At 38.9% G+C, this 23206-nt stretch carries 25 protein-coding genes; 1 reads left to right on the top strand and 24 read right to left on the bottom strand.

Features of this window, described 5'->3' with window-relative positions; genetic code table 11:
* Positions 1-61: 61 nt before the first annotated feature.
* The 23 genes from rpsO to MK805_RS15065 all read right to left on the bottom strand — a co-directional run bounded on the left by rpsO (position 62) and on the right by MK805_RS15065 (position 20350).
* The gene (gene rpsO, locus MK805_RS15175) at positions 62-331 is read right to left on the bottom strand and encodes a 30S ribosomal protein S15 (protein ID WP_160802267.1); all 270 of its coding nucleotides are present in this window, start codon (positions 329-331) and stop codon (positions 62-64) included.
* A gap of 134 nt (positions 332-465) precedes the next feature.
* Positions 466-1446 carry a bifunctional riboflavin kinase/FAD synthetase gene (locus tag MK805_RS15170; protein WP_240876741.1) on the bottom strand — a complete coding sequence of 327 codons (981 nt, stop codon included), beginning with the start codon at positions 1444-1446 and terminating at the stop codon, positions 466-468.
* A complete protein-coding gene (gene truB, locus MK805_RS15165) occupies positions 1446-2351 on the bottom strand; it encodes a tRNA pseudouridine(55) synthase TruB (protein WP_240876740.1) in 906 nt (301 codons plus the stop codon). The genes MK805_RS15170 and truB overlap by 1 nt, the downstream gene beginning before the upstream one ends.
* A complete protein-coding gene (locus MK805_RS15160; RefSeq protein ID WP_240876739.1) occupies positions 2348-3292 on the bottom strand; it encodes a DHH family phosphoesterase in 945 nt (314 codons plus the stop codon). Before MK805_RS15160 ends, truB begins: the two co-directional genes overlap by 4 nt.
* 11 nt (positions 3293-3303) lie before the next feature.
* Positions 3304-3651, bottom strand: coding sequence for a 30S ribosome-binding factor RbfA (gene rbfA, locus MK805_RS15155; RefSeq protein ID WP_240876738.1), 348 nt, complete (start codon positions 3649-3651; stop codon positions 3304-3306).
* 12 nt (positions 3652-3663) lie between these two features.
* Positions 3664-3945, bottom strand: coding sequence for a DUF503 domain-containing protein (locus MK805_RS15150; protein WP_240876737.1), 282 nt, complete (start codon positions 3943-3945; stop codon positions 3664-3666).
* Positions 3946-6135, bottom strand: a complete 2190-nt coding sequence (gene infB, locus MK805_RS15145) for a translation initiation factor IF-2 (protein ID WP_240876736.1) — start codon at positions 6133-6135, stop codon at positions 3946-3948.
* A 17-nt stretch (positions 6136-6152) separates the two neighbouring features.
* The gene (locus MK805_RS15140) at positions 6153-6452 is read right to left on the bottom strand and encodes a YlxQ family RNA-binding protein (protein ID WP_240876735.1); all 300 of its coding nucleotides are present in this window, start codon (positions 6450-6452) and stop codon (positions 6153-6155) included.
* Complete coding sequence (gene rnpM, locus MK805_RS15135) at positions 6442-6720, bottom strand: RNase P modulator RnpM (protein ID WP_338057522.1); 279 nt, start codon at positions 6718-6720, stop codon at positions 6442-6444. The genes MK805_RS15140 and rnpM overlap by 11 nt, the downstream gene beginning before the upstream one ends.
* Positions 6717-7790 carry a transcription termination factor NusA gene (nusA, locus tag MK805_RS15130; protein ID WP_240876734.1) on the bottom strand — a complete coding sequence of 358 codons (1074 nt, stop codon included), beginning with the start codon at positions 7788-7790 and terminating at the stop codon, positions 6717-6719. The genes rnpM and nusA overlap by 4 nt, the downstream gene beginning before the upstream one ends.
* A 19-nt stretch (positions 7791-7809) precedes the next feature.
* A complete protein-coding gene (gene rimP, locus MK805_RS15125; RefSeq protein WP_420833088.1) occupies positions 7810-8277 on the bottom strand; it encodes a ribosome maturation factor RimP in 468 nt (155 codons plus the stop codon).
* Positions 8278-8611: 334 nt separating this feature from the next.
* Entirely contained in the window at positions 8612-9199 is a 588-nt protein-coding gene (locus MK805_RS15120) for a class D sortase (RefSeq protein WP_240876732.1), read from the bottom strand.
* A 3-nt stretch (positions 9200-9202) separates the two neighbouring features.
* A complete protein-coding gene (locus MK805_RS15115) occupies positions 9203-10135 on the bottom strand; it encodes a hypothetical protein (RefSeq protein WP_240876731.1) in 933 nt (310 codons plus the stop codon).
* 497 nt (positions 10136-10632) lie between these two features.
* Positions 10633-12330: a proline--tRNA ligase gene (locus tag MK805_RS15110; protein WP_255724688.1), complete on the bottom strand. Its 1698-nt coding sequence runs from the start codon at positions 12328-12330 to the stop codon at positions 10633-10635.
* 15 nt (positions 12331-12345) lie between these two features.
* Positions 12346-13611 (bottom strand): RIP metalloprotease RseP, encoded by a 1266-nt coding sequence (gene rseP / locus MK805_RS15105; protein WP_420833087.1) that lies wholly within the window; start codon positions 13609-13611, stop codon positions 12346-12348.
* A 12-nt stretch (positions 13612-13623) separates the two neighbouring features.
* Positions 13624-14772, bottom strand: a complete 1149-nt coding sequence (locus tag MK805_RS15100; protein WP_240876729.1) for a 1-deoxy-D-xylulose-5-phosphate reductoisomerase — start codon at positions 14770-14772, stop codon at positions 13624-13626.
* A gap of 38 nt (positions 14773-14810) precedes the next feature.
* Positions 14811-15635 carry a phosphatidate cytidylyltransferase gene (locus tag MK805_RS15095; protein WP_240876728.1) on the bottom strand — a complete coding sequence of 275 codons (825 nt, stop codon included), beginning with the start codon at positions 15633-15635 and terminating at the stop codon, positions 14811-14813.
* Positions 15636-15803: 168 nt separating this feature from the next.
* A complete protein-coding gene (locus MK805_RS15090; RefSeq protein WP_240876727.1) occupies positions 15804-16574 on the bottom strand; it encodes an isoprenyl transferase in 771 nt (256 codons plus the stop codon).
* Positions 16575-16668: 94 nt separating this feature from the next.
* Positions 16669-17190: a ribosome recycling factor gene (frr, locus tag MK805_RS15085; protein WP_420833095.1), complete on the bottom strand. Its 522-nt coding sequence runs from the start codon at positions 17188-17190 to the stop codon at positions 16669-16671.
* A gap of 32 nt (positions 17191-17222) precedes the next feature.
* On the bottom strand, positions 17223-17951 hold the full coding sequence (pyrH, locus tag MK805_RS15080; RefSeq protein WP_240876725.1) for a UMP kinase: 729 nt from the start codon (positions 17949-17951) through the stop codon (positions 17223-17225).
* A gap of 66 nt (positions 17952-18017) precedes the next feature.
* Positions 18018-18671, bottom strand: coding sequence for a translation elongation factor Ts (gene tsf / locus MK805_RS15075; RefSeq protein ID WP_240876724.1), 654 nt, complete (start codon positions 18669-18671; stop codon positions 18018-18020).
* Positions 18672-18796: 125 nt separating this feature from the next.
* The gene (rpsB, locus tag MK805_RS15070) at positions 18797-19501 is read right to left on the bottom strand and encodes a 30S ribosomal protein S2 (RefSeq protein ID WP_240876723.1); all 705 of its coding nucleotides are present in this window, start codon (positions 19499-19501) and stop codon (positions 18797-18799) included.
* Positions 19502-19660: 159 nt separating this feature from the next.
* Entirely contained in the window at positions 19661-20350 is a 690-nt protein-coding gene (locus MK805_RS15065) for a tetratricopeptide repeat protein (protein WP_240876722.1), read from the bottom strand.
* A gap of 240 nt (positions 20351-20590) precedes the next feature.
* On the opposite strand from MK805_RS15065, the gene MK805_RS15060 reads away from it, so the two are divergent.
* Positions 20591-21796, top strand: coding sequence for a PIG-L family deacetylase (locus tag MK805_RS15060; RefSeq protein ID WP_240876721.1), 1206 nt, complete (start codon positions 20591-20593; stop codon positions 21794-21796).
* Between the two features lie 30 nt (positions 21797-21826).
* On the opposite strand, the gene hslU is transcribed toward MK805_RS15060, so the two are convergent.
* Positions 21827-23206 carry an ATP-dependent protease ATPase subunit HslU gene (gene hslU / locus MK805_RS15055; protein WP_240876720.1) on the bottom strand — a complete coding sequence of 460 codons (1380 nt, stop codon included), beginning with the start codon at positions 23204-23206 and terminating at the stop codon, positions 21827-21829.

Here is a 23206-nt window from a genome sequence, read left to right as displayed (position 1 = left end):
TAGTATTTCCTGCTTTACCAAATTTCAAAAGGTATAAAAAAACGGGGTGTAATACCCCGCTTTATCTACGTAATCCAAGTTTTTGAATTAGCTCACGGTAACGAGTAACATCCTTATCTTTTAAATAAGTAAGCAAGTTACGGCGTTGTCCAACCATCTTGAGCAAACCACGACGTGAGTGGTGGTCTTTTTTGTGATCCCGCAAGTGAGAATTCAACTCGTTGATTCGATGAGTTAAAATCGCTACTTGAACTTCAGGAGATCCAGTATCACTCTCATGCGTTTTATACTCATTAATAATTTCACGTTTTTTCTCAAGAGAAATGGTCATCTTCTTTCACCTCCATAATTTCAGTAAACCCCAATAACCCAGTGTACCGTTGAGGCAAACGGAAAACCGAGTCACGGTTCCTTAGCCATTATAGCGTAAAGAAAGTTCATTGTAAATGTTTGCCGATAAGTCTTCTAGATCAAGATATTTCTCCTATCATCAAGGAAAATATCTTGATCTGATAACCATTGTGTTGCATTGGTGCGGTCTAACTCTATTTGTTCTACAAGAGATTTTACGGAGGAGAACTTCGCTTCTTTTCTTAAATAGTGCAGCAGTTCAACCTGTAATACTTCACCATAAAGATCCAAATGAGGAGATTGGCCGAAAAGATGTACTTCCAATTTGGTTTTTACAGCTGATTTGTCAAAAGTAGGTCGAACACCAACGTTCATAATCCCGTATCCTATCGATTCTTTGAAATATGCTCTCACGACATATACACCATGAACGGGAAGGTAATAGGGTTGATCCGGCTCTACATTTGCCGTAGGAAAACCAATTTGCCGACCCCGTTTATCTCCATGCACAACTTCACCTTGAATACGATATGGTCTACCTAAAAGATCATTAGCTAAAGAAATGTCTCCTGTAGACAAGGCATTTCTCGTTCTAGTACTGCTGACTGCCTCATTCCCCATGATAATAGGATCAACAATCTCTACTTCGAACAAACTTTTTCCTAATTTCATCAAATCATTAGCTGTACCTAATCCCCGATGACCAAAAGTAAAATTAAAACCTGTGGTCACAGCCGATACATTCAAAGGTACTAAAACATTGGAAATAAATTTTTCTTTTTCTAAGTTGGCAAATGCTTGATTAAAGGTGACTACATATACTTGTTCTATACCAAGTTGCTCCAATTGATACAGTTTTTCTTTTAATGGTGTAAGATAACCCATAAAAGTAGTTTTTCCAAGCACCTCTCTCGGATGAGGAGAAAAAGTCATGACCGCAGGAGTTATATTTAGTTTTTTTGCTTTGGAAATCGCCTTATTAATTACAGCCTGATGTCCCAAGTGTAGTCCATCAAAAAAACCAATAGCTAAGCTTGTTGATTCGGCAGGCATTGGTCTGGAATCAAATGGGTACGTAATTTCTATCTTTTTCATTATTCATGCACATCCCGAAATACTTTTACTGGTCTTAATTCTTGATGATGGATCTCGTAAATTGCATAAAATCTACCTGTTTCATCATATATGCGAACCATAGTAGAGCTGGAATTATCTAATGAAGCATCCCAATCAAATACATTTCCATCCAGTACACGTTTTCCATCTTCTTGGCTGACTACTACTGCTGGTAGATGACAGAGTGCTTCATCCATAGCAACTAGAGTATCAGAAAAACTGCCATGATCTTTAGCCGTGTCCAACTCATCAAATGTATAACAGTCAGCGATTTGAAAAGGACCACTCTGTACTCTTATCAACTTGTTCATATGTGCTGGATAACCCATGAATTTACCGATATCCACACACAGCGTGCGTACATAAGTCCCCTTAGAACATGTAACATCGAAAGAAAACATAGGATAGTCTTTTGAACCTATCTGTTTCATATCCAACCGATAGATGGTTACACGTCTGGATGGCCGTTCTATTACTTTTCCTTTTCGAGCAAGTTCATATAACCTCTCCCCTTTTATTTTCACTGCTGAATACATGGGAGGAACTTGCTCAATCTCGCCTTGGAAATGGTCTATAACTTTTTCCAATGGGAACAAATCAGTCGTAACTTCCACTTGTTCCACAATAGTCCCTGTTTGATCTTCTGTATCAGTAGAGACGCCAAGGACCATCGTACCTTTATAACGTTTTGGTAAATCTTGAATATACTCAACGAGTCTAGTAGCTTGTCCCAAACAAATTGGCAATACACCTTCTACTTCTGGATCAAGCGTTCCTGTATGTCCTACTCTTTTTTGTCCTGCCAATCTTCGAATACGCCCTACAACATCATGAGATGTAAGCCCTTTTGGTTTCCATACAGGTATAATACCATGCAATGTCATTCATTCACGCCCTCAAAAGCTTCCTTCATCTTCTCTAATACGTTATGAATTACTTCGTTCATTGTCCCTTTTACCGTGCAACCGGCTGCTCTAGCATGGCCACCGCCACCTAGCGAAAGAGCTACTTGAGATACATCGATAATATTCCGGGAACGCATACTTACTTTTATATGGTGTTCATCCATAGGTCGAAAAAGAATTCCTACATCCACTCCTTCGATATTTCGAGCTAAATTAACCAATCCATCGTTATCTTCTTCTTCTGAAGTGAGATAGGCTACTTTCCCATCAAATACGATCTGCATCGTCCCAAGAGCTTCTTTCAATTGTTCCAAATACCGTACACTAATGGACTCCAACAAACGATCCGCAAGTTCATAGGAAGCTGCACCAGACTCTAGTAAAGTAGCTGCAATTCTTAATACATTCGGTGATGTATTAGAATAACGAAATCCACCTGTATCGGTCAATAAACCAGCATAAAGAACAGTAGCTAATTGCTTGGATATAGGAATATCTAGATATTCAGCCCAATCATACAAAATTTCCACTGTCGCTGCGGCTTCTGCTTTCACAACATTAATTGTACCAAATCCATCATTTGTCGCATGATGATCAATGTTGATAATGATTGGATCATCGGCAAAAAGCTGCTGACATTCCCCAATACGGGAAATATCAGCAGCATCAACTGTCACAATAACAGAAAAACGTTTCTTAACTTGAGACGGTAACTGAATAAGCTCTGTCCCCGGCAAGAATTCGAGTTTTTCAGGAACAGGCGATTCATTTACAAGTGTTACCGAAATACCGAGTGATTTAGCTATTAACCCCATTGCTAAAGTAGAACCAATAGCATCTCCATCTGGATTCACATGTGAAACCACTAGGATTTGACTAGTATTTTTAAGTGTTTGAGTAGCACTTGTCCAATCTAACATATACCGTTCTCCTAATCTTCGTCTCGTACATCATGAAGCAATCGTGTAATTTGATCACTATGGTCAAGTGAATGATCAATAGAAAACTGGATATCAGGTACATGTCTGAGTTGTACCCGACGTCCTACTTCAGAGCGAATAAAACCTTTTGCTTTTTCTAATGCCGCAATCGATTCATCTTTCTCTGATTGGCTTCCTAAGATACTCACATAAACTTTTGCAAGTTGCAGATCACCACTCATTTCTACTGCTGTCACGGTAACAAAACCGATTCGAGGATCTTTTATTTCTTGTTGAATAATTTGGCTAAGCTCTTTTTTGATCTGTTCGCCAACGCGGCTCACACGGATGCGTGCCAAGGGCGACACCTCCTACACAAAAGTGATGTCAATATGAAAGATCATCATTTCATCTGTCGCTTCTAAGAGTTTTAAAGCGAGCTGAAGCTCCTTTTCCACCACATGCTTAGCTGTTGCTACCCCAACAATGGCAAGCTCAAACACTTGGCGATCATCTTGTCTTCCAACTTCTGAAACGGAAAGATTCCATTTGTTCTTGATACGAGTTAGTACAGATTGCAGCACTCTTCTCTTGTCCTTAAGTGAGAGGGAAGTGGGGATTTGCCCTTCACACGTCAGTAATCCAATAAACAATTAAGTACGCGCTACCTCTTCAATGACATAAACCTCGATCAAGTCCCCTTCTTTCATATCATTGTAACCTTCTAATGTAATACCACATTCATAACCTTGTGCAACTTCTTTTGCATCATCTTTAAAGCGTTTTAAGGTATCCAAATTACCTTCATGCACAACAATGCCATCACGAATCAGTCTTGCTTTTCCATCACGTACTACTTTGCCATCGATCACATAACATCCTGCAATCGTACCGACGCGTGAAACTTTAAAGATTTGTCTCACCTCAGCTGTACCAACTACTTTTTCCTCATACTCTGGGTCTAATAAGCCCTTCATTGCAGCTTCAATTTCTTCTATTGCTTTGTAAATAACTCGATGCAAGCGAATTTCAACTTTTTCTTGTTCTGCAGTTGCCCGAGCATTTGGTTCTGGACGTACATTAAAACCAATAATGATCGCATTAGAAGCAGAGGCGAGAATCACATCTGATTCGGTTATAGCTCCGACAGCAGTATGAATGATTTTCACTCGAGCTCCTTCGATATCAATCTTTTCTAAGGAACCTCTCATTGCTTCAGCAGATCCATGTACGTCTGCTTTAATAATAACATTTAATTCCTTCACTTCGCCCTCTTGAATTTGTTTAAACAAATCATCAAGGGTTACACGTGACCGTGCACCGCGCTCTTCTTCTCGTTGTTTTTGGTTTCGTTTATCAGCTATAGCCCGACCTTTTTTCTCATCATCAAACACCATGAATGGATCCCCTGCATTTGGAACATCTGGGAGACCTAAAATTTCAACTGGCATGGAAGGTGGGGCTACTTTGACTCGACGGCCATGATCATTGATCATTGCTCGGATTTTGCCAAAATAATTTCCAGCGACGATTCCGTCTCCCACCTTAAGTGTCCCATTTTGGATGAGTACAGTAGCAACAGCACCTCGTCCTTTGTCCAACTCAGCTTCGATGACTACCCCTCGAGCACGTTTTTCTGGATTTGCTCGTAATTCTTGTACTTCTGATACTAATAGTATCATCTCAAGAAGATCTTCCATACCTTCTCCGTTTATAGCAGAGACAGGGACAAATATGGTATCTCCACCCCAATCTTCTGGTACCAATCCATATTCGGTTAGTTGTTGTTTGATACGATCCGGATTTGCATCTAGTTTATCCATTTTGTTGACAGCTACTATAATGGGAACATTTGCAGCTTTAGCGTGATTAATCGCCTCAACTGTCTGTGGCATGACCCCATCATCCGCAGCAACAACAAGAATGGTGATATCTGTAACTTCCGCACCACGTGCACGCATCGTTGTAAATGCAGCATGTCCAGGAGTGTCTAGAAATGTAATTTTCTTACCATTAATCTCCACTTGGTAAGCACCAATATGCTGAGTAATTCCTCCTGCTTCCCCAGAAGTTACATTAGTACTTCTAATTTTATCCAATAAAGTTGTTTTTCCATGGTCTACATGTCCCATGATCGTAACAACAGGAGGACGCTCTAAAAGATCTTTTTCGGAATCTACTTCTTCAATCTCTTCAATATTAGATTCATCAATTTCCTCTTTGTAGATTACTTTAACTCCAAATTCCTCAGCTACTAGTGACATCGTATCTACATCGATTTCTTGGTTAATCGTTGCCATAATACCAATTGGAATTAATTTGCGGATTACTTCAGATCCTTCTTTTCTCAATAACTTGGCAAATTCTCCAACAGATAAAGGACCAGATACAGTGATTTCCTTTGGCAACACTGGTGCTTGTTTTTCCCTGTTTTGTGATCTTCTATCATTTTTTTTGCGATTTCCTTTTCCTCTGGGACCTTTCCCTCTGGAAAAAGAATTGTTACGAGTTTGTTTATTCTTCTTAATTGGTTCTTGGTTAGCTCGAGAAGAAGGTTGGCCCTTTTCTTGTATTTCTTCTTGAGAATAATTGTTTGTTTGTTCCATAGACTTCGCCGCCCCATGTTGTACAGTTTGTTTCTGACTTTTCGGTTTCTCCTGTTTTGCAGTTGTAGACCCCTGCTTTAACTTCGTTACAAACTCTTCCACTTTTTTTGTTGCAGTTTCGTCCATGATACTCATGTGGTTATTTACAGGAATGCCTACTTTTTCTAATATGTTTAAAACTTCTTTACTACTCATATCCTTCTCTTTGGCATACTCATATACACGGATTTTCGTCATCCGTTCACCCCCATTAGTTACGTAACGAGCCCCCTTAGCATCTGACAGAAACCTACATCTGTAACTGCCATAACGACTCGTTCTCCTTTTCCTACTGCAGCCCCAAGCTCATATCTTGTACCTGCTTGCAGCAAAGGCACTTGATAAGAACTACACTTATCTGTGAACTTTTTTGTTGTGTTTTTACCTGCATCAGTAGCTAAAATAACCAATTTAGCTTGACCATTTCGTACAGATTGAAGAACAAACTCTTCCCCCAGAGTTAACTTGCGGGCTCGCTGTGCTAGACCTAACACTTGAAAGAAATTATTCTTCATGTGAAACTCCCTCTGCATACTCCCTAAGCTGATCATACAAAACAGAATCAATTTTTGTTTGAAAGACGCGTTCTAACGCCTTTTTCTTTTGAGCCAAATCAATATATTCGACTTTTGCGCATAGATAAGCACCTCGCCCAGACTTCTTGCCTGTCGGGTCAATCAATACTTCATTTTCGGGTGTTCTCACTACACGGATAAGGCTTTTTTTAGGAAACATCTCTTGAGAGACAATACATTTTCGCATTGGAACTTTTTTCTTCTTCACTCGACCTCATCCTCTGAAACAACAGGTGTAAATTCTATTCCTGCTTCAGACTCACTTTTGATGTCTATTTTCCAATTGGTAAGTTTAGCAGCTAAACGAGCATTTTGTCCTTCTTTTCCAATAGCCAGGGATAACTGGTGATCAGGGACAACTACTCTTGCCATCTTTTCCTCTTCAAAAATTTCCACAGAAGTTACTTTAGATGGACTCAAACTAGCTGCTATCCACTCGGTCAAATCATCAGAAAAACGAATAATGTCTATCTTTTCTCCACGAAGCTCATTGACGATTGTTTGAACACGAACTCCTTTATGACCTACACATGCTCCAACAGCATCTACATTGGGATCCCTTGAAGTCACTGCAACTTTTGAACGCTGGCCTGCTTCACGTGCAATTGATTTGATTTCAATTACACCATCAAAAATTTCAGGAACCTCCAATTCAAACAGACGTTTCAATAAACCTGGGTGTGTACGAGATACAAAAATTTGTGGACCTTTGGTTGATTTTTCTACTTTCGTGATAAACGTCTTTACACGATCACCATGTTTAAATCGTTCGCCCGGCATAGTTTCTGAATGGGGTAATAAAGCTTCCACTCTACCCAAATCAATAAAATAGTTACGATTATCTGAGCGTTGCACTATTCCAGTTACAATATCTTCTTCTCTATCAATAAAATTAGAGTAGATGATATTTCTTTCTGCCTCTCGAATACGTTGTGTTACTACTTGTTTTGCTGTTTGTGCTGCAATACGTCCAAAATCAGCAGGAGTTACTTCGATTTCCACAACATCATCTAACGCATAGTTAGGATTGATTTCTTTTGCCGCTTCTAAGGAAATTTCTAGACGAGGGTCTAATGCTTCCTCTACGACATTTTTACGTGCGAACACACGAACTCTACCAGATTCTCTGTTTATATCCACTCTTACATTTTGAGCGGAATGAAAATTTCGTTTATACCCAGATATTAATGCTGCTTCAATCGCGTCGATCAAGATATCTTTGCTGATACCCTTTTCTTTCTCTAACTGACCGAGCGCTTCGATGAACTCCGCATTCACCGGCATAATCCTCCCTTCATCATGAAAAAACCACGCTTAGTCTAGCACTTGCTATTTTATTTCGAGGAATTACCTGTGATGCAACTACAACCTCATCAGGTGTAACATTTTCAAGTATCCCTTCGAACTTGCGCTGGCCATCAATAGGTTCATATGTACTAACGTGGACATTTTTTCCAATTGCTTTTTGATAATCGGATTCTTTTTTCAATGGTCTCTCTGCACCTGGTGAAGAAACTTCCAAATAGTAGTTTCCAGGGATTGGATCATTTTCATCTAATGCCAAACTAAGCTGTTCACTAGCTTTAGCACAATCGTCCAAATCGACTGGTTTGCTAATTCCATCGATAAAAACTCTCAAAAACCAATTTGACCCTTCTTTTTTATATTCCACTTCTACCAATTCCAGTTCTAAAGATTGGAGGAGTGGAACGGCAATCTTTTCTACTTGCTCTACAACTTGTCGACTCAAGAATACTACCTCCATAAGTAGCTTTTAAAATGCAAAGAGTGGGTGTTTACCCACTCTTTCATAGGAGCCTATCTAAAATCACCATTCCCTAGAAAAGCACTCCACCTGAAGTGTTTCTATAAGGTGAAGAATTTCACATCTGCAAAAACAAATGTAGTTACTGTGTGTAGTATTGCCAAAAAGATTATAACATAATCAGATTCTTAAAACTACCTAATTTTTAGTGTCTTTTTTTCGCTTTATTTTATTGGTATTCATGTTTGCAAAAAAATTTTATAACAACTATGTTTTATAAAGAAAAAAAAGAGGAGGATTCCTCCTGCCTCTTGGTTGATAAAAAAGGAAAGAACTATGTTGTTTTCACTAATTCCGATTGTATGATATACCGCTGTGGAGCGGGACCAATCCAGTTAAAAGGATAACAAGTAGTAAGGGTTAGGATTTGCTTTCCTTTATGAGAGACAATAACGGTTCGATCATTTTCATCTACTATCCACATTTTTACGATTTTATAAGTAAAGACACCTGCACTGGTTTTGGTCACCAATTGGTCACCAATCTTCAGCTTACCCACATTGCGAAATACCGTATCTCTATGACCACTTAAAACAGAATTATCCTTCTCTCCTGGCAGTACACTTTGCGCAAAGTGACCTACACCTTTTTCCAATTCATCTGGATCTGTACCTTCAATGATAGGCAAACTGGCACTTAGTTTAGGGATGATAAGATCTCCAACCTTTTCACCAGTTTTGGGCCTAATCGGATATAAAATTCGCTTATCCATATTTGGTTGATTTTTAGCTTCAGCCATTACTTTGTCTACATCCGACTTATTGACCGAACTGCCGATAAACATTTGAGGTACATATGTGAACAGGGAATAGCACATCAGGCACACTCCTACTGCCATCAGCAAGAGTGGTATTTTTTTCATGTTCTACATTTTCACTTTTTTACGAAGAACTAGGCCAAGAGAAGCAAGACCTGCACCAATCAATCCAGCGAGAGGTAAAGAAGTAGCTGTTTTTGGCAATTTTCCACCATTAACAGTTGTAGGTTCATCAGTTGTGGTAGTTGTTTCTTTAACTGGTGTATTATTTTGAGCAACCACTACAGGTGTTTCTGTATTGGTACTTGGTACATCTACACCACCATTATCTACAGTTCCACCATTGTTTTCAGGGCTGTCTACGCCACCATTGTCAGTGCTTCCACCATTGTTGGTGTCTCCACCGTTATTGGTCGTTCCACCGTTATTAGTTGTTCCACCGTTGTTGGTGTCTCCACCGTTATTGGTTGTTCCACCGTTATTAGTTGTTCCACCGTTATTGGTGTCTCCACCGTTATTGGTTGTTCCACCGTTATTGGTTGTTCCACCGTTATTGGTGTCTCCACCGTTATTGGTTGTTCCGCCATTGTTGGTGTCTCCACCGTTATTGGTGTCTCCACCGTTATTGGTTGTTCCACCATTGTTGGTGTCTCCACCGTTATTGGTGTCTCCACCATTGTTGGTGTCTCCGCCATTGTTGGTGTCTCCGCCATTGTTGGTGTCTCCGCCATTATTGTGGTCCCCACCATTATTGTGGTCCCCACCATTGTTGTGGTCCCCGCCATTGTTGGTATCTCCACCATTGTTGGTATCTCCACCATTGTTGGTATCTCCACCATTGTTGGTGTCTCCACCATTGTCTCCATTCTCATCACAATCAACGCCTGTGCATGGTGGCTTACCATCACCGTTACCAGGAACTTGAATTTTTACTTTTGCATCTAAATCTACCAAACTTTTATTTGCTGCTAATGCTGCTGGACTTAGAGCAAAAACGGATAGACCTAGAACAAAAAAGCCTGTTGCTACTTTTTTCTTCAAATATAATCAACCTTTCCTTTTGTTCTATTCCCTTTTTCAACCATAAATGTATGGAATACTTTTCTTTATCTGTCTATTCTCATCTTAGTGTTCAGAGAAATCAGTGTCAATTGAAATAATCAATGTTTAATAAATTTGTTATAAGTTACAACTTTTTCAGATAGAAAATGAAAAGGTTTCCTTCAAAATCTTAGGCCTTTTTTTAATTTGGCCAAATCATATCTCCAACAAAATACTGCAATTTTAATAAAGATAATAAAAACATTCCTTGAGTAAAACATATCATTGTATGCGATCTCTTTTCCAAAAGATTTTCTAAAATAACCATAAAAAAATACAATTTGTATAATTAAGTTTAAAAAATCATCTTATCAAAAAAAACAATATATAGTACAAAAAACAACGATCCTTTCTTAAAAAAGAATGGATCGTTGAATCAAAATCCTTGATACCTAAGTTCAAATATCACAAGCCCCTTCTCTAAAAAAGGGGTATAATCAATTATTTTTCATAACTTCTAAGAGCTCTTCCACTCTAAGTTCTTGACTTTCACCAGTACGACGAAACTTTAGTTCCACTATATCATCTTCAGCTTTTGATCCCACTACAATTCTTTTGGGAATACCAATTAAATCTGCATCTTTAAATTTAACCCCAGCTCTCTCTTGGCGATCATCAAATAAAACTTCAATACCTGCCTGCATCAATTGTAGATATAGATTTTCCGCTAGCTCACTCTGCTCTTTATCTTTCATATTTACTGCAATAAGATGTACTGCATATGGAGCAATAGATTCTGGCCAAATGATTCCATTATCATCATGATGTTGTTCTACAACAGCAGAGAGTGTTCGAGATATACCAATTCCATAGCAACCCATAATATACGTTTGTTCTCGACCATTTGCATCAAGAAAAGTACCTCTCATAGCATCACTGTACTTAGTGCCCAGTTTAAAGATATGTCCAACTTCAACACCTTTTTGAAAACGGATTGTTCCTTTGCACCGGGGACATTTGTCTCCTTCTTCTACAGTACGCAAATCTGCATACTTGCTAACTTCGAAATCTCTTCCCTCTACAGCATGTAAAAAATGATAATCTGTCTCATTAGCACCAATATGCCATTCATCAAACCCGCTTAAAGCAAAATCTGCAAGAATAGTTATTTTTTCATCTAAGTGGACTGGTCCTAGTGAACCCGGGGTTGCACCAGTAACTTTAAAAATAGTTGTTTCATCTGCTAAAGAACATGTTGTTGCTTCTAATACATTTTTCACTTTTACTTCATTGACTTCGTGGTCTCCACGAACCAAAACCATCACTGGCTTATCGTCTACGATAAATAATAGAGTTTTTACTAAAGAGCTCGGAGCAACTTGAAGATATGATGCGAGTTGATCGATTGTTTTAATGTCTGGCGTATAGATTTTCTCCATTGCTTGAACATCTTGCTTCTTTATACGAATAGTATCATCTATCATAATCTCAGCCATTTCAATATTCGCAGAGTAATCACAAGAGGTACAAATCGCGATCTTATCTTCACCAGCCTCAGAGAACACCATAAACTCGTGAGTTCCCTTTCCTCCTATAGATCCTGAATCCGCCTCAACTGCTCCAAACTCCAGCCCACATCGGGTAAAAATATTGCTATATGCTTGATACATGTCCTCATAAGTTTCATCTAGTGACTTGCGATCAGCATGAAAAGAATATGCGTCTTTCATAATAAATTCTCTACCCCGTAATAGACCTGAACGAGGACGCTTCTCATCGCGAAATTTAGTTTGAATCTGATAAAGTGTCATTGGTAACTTTTTGTATGAGTTTACTTCTTTACGGAGCAAATCGGTTATTGTTTCTTCATGTGTTGGACCAAGAATAAAATTGCGCTCATGACGATCTTGTAATTTCACTAATTCTGGACCATATGTATCATATCGTCCGGATTCCTGCCATAGTTCAGCTGGATTGAGAGCTGGCATTAGTAATTCTTGTGAACCAATCCGATCCATTTCTTCTCGAACAATCATAGAAATTTTTTGTAATACCCGTTGGGCTAATGGCAAATAATTATATACTCCTGCTGCCACTTGGCGAATGAAACCAGCCCGGAGCAATAGTTGATGGCTGATCATTTCTGCTTCCGCAACACTTCTGAGTGTAGGGATAAGTGCAGTCTTCTGTCTCAAAATCCTTCCTCTTCTCTAGGTAAAAAATATTTTTACTATATCGTTGTAGGTTACAAAAATCATTAGCATCATTAGCATTGCAAACCCTACAAAGTGAACTAAACTCTCTTTATTTGGATTGATAGGCCGTCCTCTTAATCCCTCTATAATAATAAAGAAAAGACGACTTCCATCTAAAGCAGGAATAGGAAGTAGGTTGAATATCCCAAGATTCAAACTGAGAAGAGCAGTCCATTTGATCAGGGCGATAAATCCAGCATCAGCTGCTTTACCAGTCAAATACCCCATCTGCGCTGGTCCACCTAAACTTTTGACTGATATCTGACCTGTTACTAAGCTACGAAAACCATCTAGTATAACTACTGACCAATTATAGGTCTGTTTAAATCCTTCTTGAATGGTTTCACCAATTGTTGCTTTTCGTTTCATTTGTCTTTCATCAAATGTTGTCCCAATTATATATACTTCACCTTGTTTCTTAGGGGCAATATTTAGATGCAATTCTTGATTTCCACGTTTAATTAGGAAAGGTACAGGTTTTCCTTTTGAATTAACCAATTGGACACGAAGCATATCTATTGTACTGACACGCTGACCATTAACAGATTCAATAAGATCTCCAGGCTTTAACCCTGCTTTTTGAGCAGGCGAGTCTTTTGTCACGGTATGAATGGGAAGTTTTGCCTCTATACCAGTAACGGATGTATAAATCCCAAAAAGAATAATCGTCAAAATAATATTAAATACGGGTCCAGCCAAAATGGTTAGTGCTTTTTGTCCAACTGTTTTAGAGCTAAATTGACGATCAAGTGGAGCAATTTGCATCTCATTTGATTTGGTCAGATGGATAAATGCTTCACGATGCAAGGGATAACGTACTTGCTCTCCTGTTTCCAATCGAACAGTAAGAAATAAATCTTTTTCTGTATCCATCTCCACTAAGGAACCAGAAACCATTTTTGCTGCTTGAACTGGTTCGAACAACCAGACATCTTTAACCAAATCATTTTTGAAAGCCAAATAAATTTTTGATTCAGGCTTGATATCAATGATCTCTGGATCTTCACCTGCCATCCGAACAAATCCACCTAAAGGTAATAGGCGTATGGCATATAATGTTTCTCCTTTTCTTCTTGAAAAAACAATGGGACCAAAGCCAATAGCAAACTCACGTACCAATATTCCAGCTCTTTTAGCAAGCAAAAAATGACCAAGTTCGTGCACAAACACCAACACACTCAAAACCAAAACAAATGAAACAACCGTTTGCAATACGTGCACCAACATCACCACCTATAAGGTTAATTGACGAGCAAATTCACGTGCCCACTGGTCTGCATGTTGAATGTCTTCTAGTTGTGGGTTATTGATAGATACATGTTTTTCTAGTGTTCTTTCTATCATAGCCTCTATTCCTAAAAAAGGAATAGATTTATTTAAAAATTTCTCGACAGCAATTTCATTTGCAGCATTTAAAACAGTAGGCATTGTTCCACCAGCCTTACCTGCTTCAAAAGCCATTGCCAAACAAGGAAAACGAGAATAATCGGGTTTTCCAAATGTAAGCTGCCCAATTTCACTCAAAGACAAAGCAGGCATTGCAAGTGGTAATCTTTTAGGATAAGACAGTGCATATTGAATAGGTACTTTCATATCTGGTGTACCTAATTGTGCTATCACGGCCCCATCTTGGAATTCGACCATAGAATGAATTATGCTTTGAGGGTGAACTAACACATCGATCTGTTCATAAGGAAAAGAAAAAAGCCAATGTGCTTCCATTACTTCTAAACCTTTGTTCATCAAAGTAGCCGTATCAATAGTAACCTTAGCTCCCATTGCCCAGTTTGGATGTTTTAAAGCCATCTCAGGAGTAGCATCCGTTAGCTGCTCCCTTGAAAAATCACGGAATGCTCCTCCTGAAGCAGTTAATATTAACTTTTTAACATCTTCTCTTCTCTCTCCATTTAAGCATTGAAATAGGGCAGAGTGTTCACTATCGATCGGTAGAATATCTACTTTATGTTTTTTCGCAAGATCCATCACGAGATGACCAGCTGTAACTAATGATTCTTTATTGGCAAGTCCAATTCTTTTTCCTGCTTCAATTGCAGCTAAGGTAGGTTCTAATCCTCTGCTGCCGACAAGAGAGGAAACAACGTAAGTTGATTCTGGATGCGTTGCGACTTCCAATAAACCTTTATCTCCCCATACGACTTTAATTGAATCAGGAATTTCTCTAGCCACTCTTTCAGCCAAATCTTTTGTAGACATTGATATTAATTTTGGCCGAAAAAGTTGTACCTGGTGGATCATTTTTTCAACGTTACTACCCGCAGCTAGAGCAATCACTTGAAATTGATCTGGATGTTGCTTAACAACATCTAGTGTGCTTGTTCCAATAGATCCAGTTGAACCTAAGATTGATAATTTTTCTAACATCTAAGTTCTCCTTTTACATTCCCATTAAATATCTTTTTCTAAAAAAAACCAGTGAAGATATGAAGAATAAGATAGGTAAAAATCAAACTATCAAACCGATCGAGAATACCTCCATGTCCTGGAAGAATCCGACCTGAATCTTTTGTGCCGGTAGTCCTCTTAATAGCGGATTCAACTAAATCTCCTAGCTGACCAACTATCGAAATAAGAAATCCTAATACTATCGCGTATTCAATTGGCCAAATCTGAGGGAATAAATACCCAAATATTCCACTAACTACTAAACCTACTAATACTCCGCCAACAGAACCTTCGACGGTTTTATTAGGACTAATCGAAGGCCATAGCTTGTGTTTACCTAAACTTTTTCCAGCAAAATACGCACCTGTATCGTTAGCCCAGATGATTAACAATATAAACAATGACCATAAAAAACCATCCGGATGCCAAATAATATTAATCATATATGAAAAACCAAAACCTATGTATATCGTACCAATAAATAAGTGCGCCATTTGATAAATATCAAACTGATTACGAGAAAATACCAGTAAAGCAAAAAATACAACCAAAATAAGAATTAACACATTTTCACTATGTAACAAGGCAATAGACTCTAACCTCAATTGCGTCCGTAATCCAGCGACAAGAATCAAGAAAACGAACACCAACCCAAGGATTACTTGGGGCTTGCGGTATGAATATCCGAACAGACGACAGTATTCCAAAAAACAGATGGATGCCAGTATCCAAATGAATACAGAATACCACCAAGAGCCTAGCCATAATACGAGCAAAAAGAAACCTGCTCCTAGTACTCCTGAAATGATGCGTTCTTTCATAATTGCCGACAGGATAACCACCTTATAACGTTGGTGTAGAGGAATGTCGGCATTTCTCAGCTTTTAACTGAGAGCAACGATCCTCTCCTGTCCTACCTCCCTTACAGGAATTGCAAAATACAAATCCATTAGATATGGCAGAATCATAATGTCACGATTCGCTATTTTCAAACCTAATATTTACCCTTTTTAAAGGGAACCGTATCTTCTTGATCTCCGTTGGTATTCTTTTATTGCTTGAAAAAACATCTCTTTCGAAAAATCAGGCCAAAGTGCTTCTGTAAACCAAAACTCACTATAAGCAATTTGCCAGAGCAAGAAGTTACTTATCCGAATCTCACCACTGGATCGAATCACCAAGTCTGGATCAGGCAATCCCTTAGTAAGCAAGCGTTCACTGACTATTTGCTCAGAAATATCACTCTTACTAATATTTCCCAATTCGACATCATCTATAATCTTTTGGATCATGGAAAGAATTTCATCTCGTGAACCATAGTTGATAGCGAAGTTTAAAATCATGCCTGTATTGTGTTTGGTTTTATCCTCAAATTCTGTTAAAGCTTCCTGAGTAAAATTGGGGGTTTGTCGTTTCTCTCCCAACATTTGTACCTTAACATTGCGATCTACTAATTCTTGTAAATCTGTTTTTAGGAATTCGACTGGAAGTTTCATAAGATAGTCTACTTCCTCTTTAGGTCTTTTCCAATTTTCAGTCGAAAAAGAATAGAAAGTGAGTACTTCAATTCCCAAATCATTTGCAGCTCTAATCGTTTCTCTTACTCTCCTCATACCTGCTGCATGACCAGCTGTCCGAGGCAATCCACGTTTTTTAGCCCACCGGCCATTGCCATCCGTAATAATGGCTATATGTTTTGGCAAAGTTTGTTTATCGATCTCCTCAACAAAACCATTACCTTGGTTGCGTTGGTTGAACAGCCCCTTTAATCCTAACCGCATAATTTATACCTCCACCACTGATAATTGCTTCTGTGGATAAAAAAAGGTGTAGTCGAAAACCCCTTCAAATGAAGGAGTTTTCTGTTACCCAATGTTAAATTTCCATTATCTCTTTTTCTTTATCAGCAACTACCTTGTCAATCAATTTGATAAATTGATCGGTTACTTTTTGAATTTCTTCTTGGCCGCGACGAGAAGAATCTTCATTTACTTCACCGCTTTTTTCTAACTTTTTCAATTCATCATTCGCTTCTCGGCGTACATTTCGAACAGCTACTTTTGCTTCTTCACCAGTTTTTCTCGCTACTTTTACCAAATCTGCTCGACGCTCTTCTGTCAGTGGCGGAATGGTGATTCGTATGGCAGAACCATCATTATTTGGTGTAAGACCAAGTTCGGATTTGAGGATAGATTTTTCGATTTGTGCTACAGCTGATTTATCCCATGGTTGGATAAACAAAGTACGAGGGTCTGGTGTGCTAATGTTTGCAAGTTGATTTACTGGTGTAGGGCTTCCATAATAATCTACGATCACTTTGTCCAATAATGCAGGATTGGCACGTCCCGCCCGAAGAGACATTAAATCACGTTTTAATACTTGTACCGCTTTTTCCATCTTATCTTGAGCAGTTGATTTTACTTCATTAATCAAGTGTGATTCCCCCTCACAACAGTTCCTATGTACTCACCCATTAATACACGGCGAATGTTACCTTCTGTCGTAATATTGAATACAACCAAAGGAATATTATTATCCATACACAAAGAAGAAGCTGTAGAATCCATTACGGCTAATCCTTTGTTCAATACTTCTAAGAAAGTAAGCGTATCATATTTTTCAGCATTTGGATCGAGGCGTGGATCTGTGTTATAAACACCATCAACATTATTTTTCGCCATGAGAATGACTTCTGCCTCTATTTCCGCAGCACGCAGAGCCGCTGTTGTATCTGTTGAAAAGTAAGGATTTCCGTTTCCGGCTGCAAAAATCACAACCCGTCCTTTTTCTAGATGGCGAATAGCTCTTCGTCTGATATAAGGCTCAGCAATCTGTCTCATTTCGATAGAGCTCTGTACCCTTGTAGCTACATCCATAGACTCCAAGGAATCTTGAAGCGCAAGTGAATTCATTACCGTGGCTAACATCCCCATGTAGTCAGCTGTGGCACGATCCATTCCACGTTTCGTTCCAGCAATACCCCTCCAAATATTTCCTCCGCCTACTACTATTGCAACCTCCACACCTAAATGAATAATCTCTTTGATTTGACGGGAAATAGAAGTAAGTACCGCTGAGTCAATCCCATACCCTTGCTCTCCAGCTAGTGCTTCACCGCTCAACTTTAAGACAACCCGTTTATATTTGGGAGTGCTCACACGATCCCCACCTTTCTGTCAGTATTTGAAAAAGGGGGATACACGAAATGTGCTCCCCATATCGCTTTAGCCTTTGTTTATCTGAGACATTACTTCTTCTACAAAGTTGTCTTGGCGTTTTTCAATACCTTCTCCGAGTTCGTAACGAACAAAACGGCGGATAGTAATGTTTTCTCCAATACGTGAAATTTGCTCTTTTACCAATTGATCAATCGTTTTGTCATTGTCTTTTACAAATACTTGATCAAGTAGACAGATTTCCTTGAAGTGTTTTACAAGACGACCTTCTACCATTTTATCCACAATGTTAGCTGGTTTACCTTCTTGAAGTGCTTGTTGCTTCAAAATTTCACGTTCTTTTTCTACTTCTTCTTCTGCAACCTCTTCACGACGAACATATTTTGGATTCATTGCCGCGATTTGCATAGCAATATCTTTTACAAATGCTCCAAATTCAGGAGTTTTTGCAACAAAGTCTGTTTCGCAGTTTACTTCTACTAGCACACCAATACGGCCACCAGCATGTATGTAAGACTCAACTATACCTTCTGCAGCGACACGATCTGCTTTTTTGGAAGCACCAGCGATACCTTTTTCACGAAGGTATTCGATTGCTTTCTCCATGTCCCCATTCGTTTCTGTAAGCGCTTTTTTGCAATCCATCATTCCAGCGCCTGTTTTTTGTCTCAAATCTTTTACCATTGATGCAGAAATAGCCATCTATTGCCACTACCTTTCACTACTAATCAATTAAATTACCCATAAGGTGAAATTTCCAAAATGAAACCACTTAACAATAAACTTCTAATAAAAAGGGGTGGCTCTACCACCCCTACGCAAAAAACTTACGAAGCTGAACTTTGTTGCTCGCCTTGTCTTCCTTCAATAATCGCATCAGCAATTTTAGCAGTAAACAGACGTACAGCGCGGATAGCATCATCGTTACCAGGAATTACATAATCTACTTCGTCTGGGTCACAGTTAGTATCTACAATAGAGATAATCGGAATGTTTAATTTGCGAGCTTCTGCAACAGCAATCCGTTCCTTACGAGGATCTATAATAAAGATTGCATCAGGAAGTTTTTTCATATTTTTAATGCCGCCTAGGAATTTCTCCAAGCGAGCTTGTTCTTTTTTCAAGAGAACAACTTCTTTTTTAGGAAGTACTTCAAAAGTACCGTCTTCCTCCATGCGCTCTAACTCATGTAGTCGTTGAATACGTTTTTGGATCGTACCAAAGTTGGTCAATGTACCACCTAACCAACGATGATTTACAAAAAACATGTCAGAACGAATTGCTTCATCCTTTACTGCTTCTTGTGCTTGTTTTTTTGTTCCAACGAATAATACGTTTCCACCTTCACGAGATAGATCGCGAACAAATTGGTATGCTTGTTCCATCATTTTTACTGTTTTTTGTAGATCAATGATGTAAATACCATTACGTTCAGTAAAAATAAAACGACTCATTTTTGGGTTCCAACGACGAGTCTGATGACCGAAGTGAACACCTGCTTCTAATAGTTGTTTCATGGATACAACTGCCATGAATTCAGCCCCCTTATGGTTTTTAATCCTCCGCCAAGGATCATCGAGAAACAGCAACCAACATTTTTGGCACCACTGCCCACTCCTTTGGCGTGTGTTTTACACCAATCACGAATATATCATACAAAGCAAATAGCTTGCAAGGCTTAAGTTCGCAAATCAGTGTAAATTACTGGGATTCTGCTGTTTTTGAGCAAATTCTTCTTTGTCCAGCAATAAATTCCCAAGATATGACATCGCATGAGTATGTCCTGCATTAGCAGCTTTTTCCAACCACATGATTCCTTCTGGTTCATTGTGTGGCAAGGTAAAACCTTCCACTAAACGCCATCCTAACTGGTACATGGATTCTGCACTACCTGCATCTGAAGCTTTTTTCAACCAATGCTCTCCTAATTCTTGATTATAAGCAAATCCACTAGCATCTAGATAACGCCATCCCAAGCTGTCCATCGCATCTAAATTTCCACCTTCTGCAGCACGAGTCAATAGTCTTTCTGCTTCAGCTAAATCATTATTTGGTAGAGTTCCCTTTAGAATAGCCCATGCTAGAGAGCACATAGCATATGTATTACCTTTATTCGTTGCTTCTCTAAGCAAGCGTTCACCTTCTGCAATGTTTTGTGTAATTCCCTTCCCATCTAAAAGTCTCCAACCCAGCGCACTTAGTGCAGGATCATAATTAAGTGAAATAGCTCTTTTTAGCCACATTTCACCTTCTTGCTCATTATGAGGAAGACCCGCACCATCTAGTAATCTCCATCCTAGATTATGCATTGCTTTTACATTACCCATTTCAGCTGATTTTCGTAGCCATTTTTCGCCATCAGACATAACGCGATCACTCATGTATATCCAGCTCCTTTGTTAACATTATTACAACAAATATTATTATCATAAAAATAGAGAAAATGGTAGACAGATACGAGGAAAAACATTCAATAGATACTTTCTTTTGCGATTCTAAAAAGATATTTCTGAACATTCCGTAATTCAATATTCCCACATGGCGTCATCAGAAATTTTCTATTAAAATAAATTGTGCAACAACGAAAATGATATCACTCTAAAACAAAAGGAGATTCAACTTTGAGGAAATTACATCTGTTTTTGTTTATTGTTATTTGTTGCTGCCTTCTCTCCTTCAGCCTTTTCTCTGCTCCATCTGCTAGTGCCATTTCCAAACAGAGTAGCCCTATTCCAAGTAACAAATGGAAAATAACTGGGACGGTGAAAGGAACAGGAGATGTAAGCAAAAAATTCACTATCCGCCCTAGTAATCTCCAATCATTAAAGATGGGAGAAGATTTGAAATTCGAAATACATTCCCAAGATAAGAGCCTTGTGTATACTTTGAACATACCAGTCAAAAAAGATGTAAAGGAAGCAGTATTATATCGGTATGAATCTTCTGGAGAAGAAGCTGGATATTTTCGCGTAGAAAACCAAAGCTATGATGCTAAAAAAAATAAAATTTTAGCAGAAGTAAATGGAGGAGGGAACTTTATTGTTGTCACCCAGCCAAAAACATTAAAAGATCCTGATACTTTAGCTCCAAAAACATCATTAATTTCTCCCAAGATCGCCAGTACTCCGCCAGCTATCTTTTTTATTCCTCACCAAGATGACGAAACCTTGTCAATGGGAGTTGCTATCACCCAACACTTAGATGCTGGAAGAGAAGTGATAGCGGTTTTATATACCGATGGTGCTGGATCAATTGCTCAAAAGATATTAAATGGGGAAGCTAGTTCCAGTTGGTGGGGCGGGACCCACAACCCTGTCACAGAAGGATACGGCCATATTGATAATCAAAGGTTTTCTGATGCCAGAACGCACGAGCTAAAATCTGCATTGATGCAGCTAGGTGTCAAACCTGAAAATATTCATATACGTAATCTCACATCTGATGGAACTTTGACTTTAGATGAAATGAAATCGTTAGTGATGGAATATGCACAAAAATATCCAGGTGCAAGTTTTAAAGCGATGTCACAACACGATAGCTCTTTATCTCACTCCATCAGTGGACAAGCTCTGGTAGACTTGTATAATCAAAAAGCAATAACAGATGTTCGTTTATATGTATCAAGAAATGATTGGAATAGAGTTACTGTTGGTTCAACTATTACTCCTAACACCAGCCAAGCCTTTCGAGTAAAAAAAGCCGCATTTGTATATCAAGCTTGGAATCCCATGGCAGATTCCTTCGCTATTGGCTACCATAGTGTTTCCCCACAGTTTAATTCCATGTTGGCAAACATTCAAAACAGACAGCATTTGCCAACTCAATAGACAAAAAGAAGCCGAACGGCTTCTTTTTACTTACAAAATATATTGGCTTAAATCTCGATCCGATACAATACTGCTCAATCTTTCCTTGACATACTCAGGAGTTACTGTTATTTCCTCCAAAGTAATATCAGGAGCCTCAAAAGAAAGTTCTTCTAACAATCGCTCTAGTATCGTATGCAACCTTCTTGCACCAATGTTTTCAGTCTGACTGTTCACATCTGCTGCTAACTTCGCAATCTCTCTGATGGCAGGTTCTGTGAAAGTAACTTTAATTCCTTCCGTTTCCAAGAGAGCTGCATATTGTTTCAAAAGTGCACTTTTCGGTTCTGTCAAAATACGGACAAAGTCGTCTGATGTTAGATCATTCAATTCTACTCGAATGGGAAAACGCCCTTGAAGTTCTGGGATAAGATCAGATGGTTTTGCAACATGAAATGCTCCTGCCGCAATAAACAAAATATGATCAGTTCGAATAGAACCATACTTGGTAACCACAGTTGATCCTTCTACTATTGGCAAAATATCACGTTGAACGCCTTCACGGGAAACATCTGGACCATGCTTATCTTTACCAGCGATTTTATCAATTTCATCTAAGAAAATAATCCCTGCTTGTTCTACACGTTCCAATGCCTCTTGAGTCACTTGATCCATATCAATCAATTTTTGCCCTTCTTCTTGGATCAAAATTTCCCTTGCTTCTTTTACAGGAAGACGGCGCTTTTTCTTTTTCTTAGGCATAATATTGCTAAACATTTCTTGCATATTCATGCCCATTTGGTCGCCACCCATACCAGCAAACATATCGAACATAGAGCCCATTTGTTCTTCGATCTCTAGTTCAACTAGTTGATCTTCAAGCTCACCTTGCTGAAGGCGCACGGCCATCTTATTTCGTTCTAGCCGCAAAGAGGCATTTTCTTCTTTAGAAGGCTCTTCTTTTGGCTGGCCCGTTTGAAAAAGCATTTCTATTGGATTTTTAAAAGAGGAAGTCTGCTTTTTATCCGGCACTAGCAATTCCACCAAACGTTCATCTGCCAATATTTTTGCTTGTTCCTTCACTTTTGATAGCTTTTCGCCTTTTACCATTCGAATTGCTGTTTCTGTAAGATCTCGGATCATGGATTCGACATCTCGGCCCACATAACCCACTTCGGTAAACTTGGTAGCTTCAAGCTTTACAAAAGGCGCTCCCACCAATTTTGCAAGCCTTCGAGCGATTTCTGTTTTCCCAACCCCAGTAGGTCCAACCATCAAAATATTTTTCGGAACAATCTCCTCTTTTAACTCAGAGGGCAGTAAACTGCGACGATAACGATTGCGTAGTGCTATAGCCACAGCCCGTTTGGCTTCATCTTGACCTACAATATGCTTGTTTAATTCTGTAACAATTTGCCTTGGAGTTAACAT

This window comes from Shimazuella soli, assembly GCF_022511585.1.
In the GTDB taxonomy this organism is placed as follows: domain Bacteria; phylum Bacillota; class Bacilli; order Thermoactinomycetales; family Thermoactinomycetaceae; genus Shimazuella; species Shimazuella soli.
The sequence above is the reverse complement of the archived record's forward strand: the minus strand, read 5'-3'. Positions and strand labels throughout refer to the sequence as shown.

Excerpts from the sequence above, each read along its gene's own strand:
- rpsO (WP_160802267.1), bottom strand. The coding sequence starts at position 331 with ATGACCATTTCTCTTGAGAAAAAACGTGAAATTATTAATGAGTATAAA.
- MK805_RS15170 (WP_240876741.1), bottom strand. The coding sequence starts at position 1,446 with ATGAAAAAGATAGAAATTACGTACCCATTTGATTCCAGACCAATGCCT.
- truB (WP_240876740.1), bottom strand. The coding sequence starts at position 2,351 with ATGACATTGCATGGTATTATACCTGTATGGAAACCAAAAGGGCTTACA.
- MK805_RS15160 (WP_240876739.1), bottom strand. The coding sequence starts at position 3,292 with ATGTTAGATTGGACAAGTGCTACTCAAACACTTAAAAATACTAGTCAA.
- infB (WP_240876736.1), bottom strand. The coding sequence starts at position 6,135 with ATGACGAAAATCCGTGTATATGAGTATGCCAAAGAGAAGGATATGAGT.
- MK805_RS15140 (WP_240876735.1), bottom strand. The coding sequence starts at position 6,452 with ATGAAGAATAATTTCTTTCAAGTGTTAGGTCTAGCACAGCGAGCCCGC.
- rimP (WP_420833088.1), bottom strand. The coding sequence starts at position 8,277 with ATGGAGGTAGTATTCTTGAGTCGACAAGTTGTAGAGCAAGTAGAAAAG.
- MK805_RS15120 (WP_240876732.1), bottom strand. The coding sequence starts at position 9,199 with ATGAAAAAAATACCACTCTTGCTGATGGCAGTAGGAGTGTGCCTGATG.
- MK805_RS15100 (WP_240876729.1), bottom strand. The coding sequence starts at position 14,772 with ATGTTAGAAAAATTATCAATCTTAGGTTCAACTGGATCTATTGGAACA.
- MK805_RS15090 (WP_240876727.1), bottom strand. The coding sequence starts at position 16,574 with ATGCGGTTAGGATTAAAGGGGCTGTTCAACCAACGCAACCAAGGTAAT.
- frr (WP_420833095.1), bottom strand. The coding sequence starts at position 17,190 with ATGGAAAAAGCGGTACAAGTATTAAAACGTGATTTAATGTCTCTTCGG.
- tsf (WP_240876724.1), bottom strand. The coding sequence starts at position 18,671 with ATGGCTATTTCTGCATCAATGGTAAAAGATTTGAGACAAAAAACAGGC.
- rpsB (WP_240876723.1), bottom strand. The coding sequence starts at position 19,501 with ATGGCAGTTGTATCCATGAAACAACTATTAGAAGCAGGTGTTCACTTC.
- MK805_RS15065 (WP_240876722.1), bottom strand. The coding sequence starts at position 20,350 with ATGAGTGATCGCGTTATGTCTGATGGCGAAAAATGGCTACGAAAATCA.
- hslU (WP_240876720.1), bottom strand. The coding sequence starts at position 23,206 with ATGTTAACTCCAAGGCAAATTGTTACAGAATTAAACAAGCATATTGTA.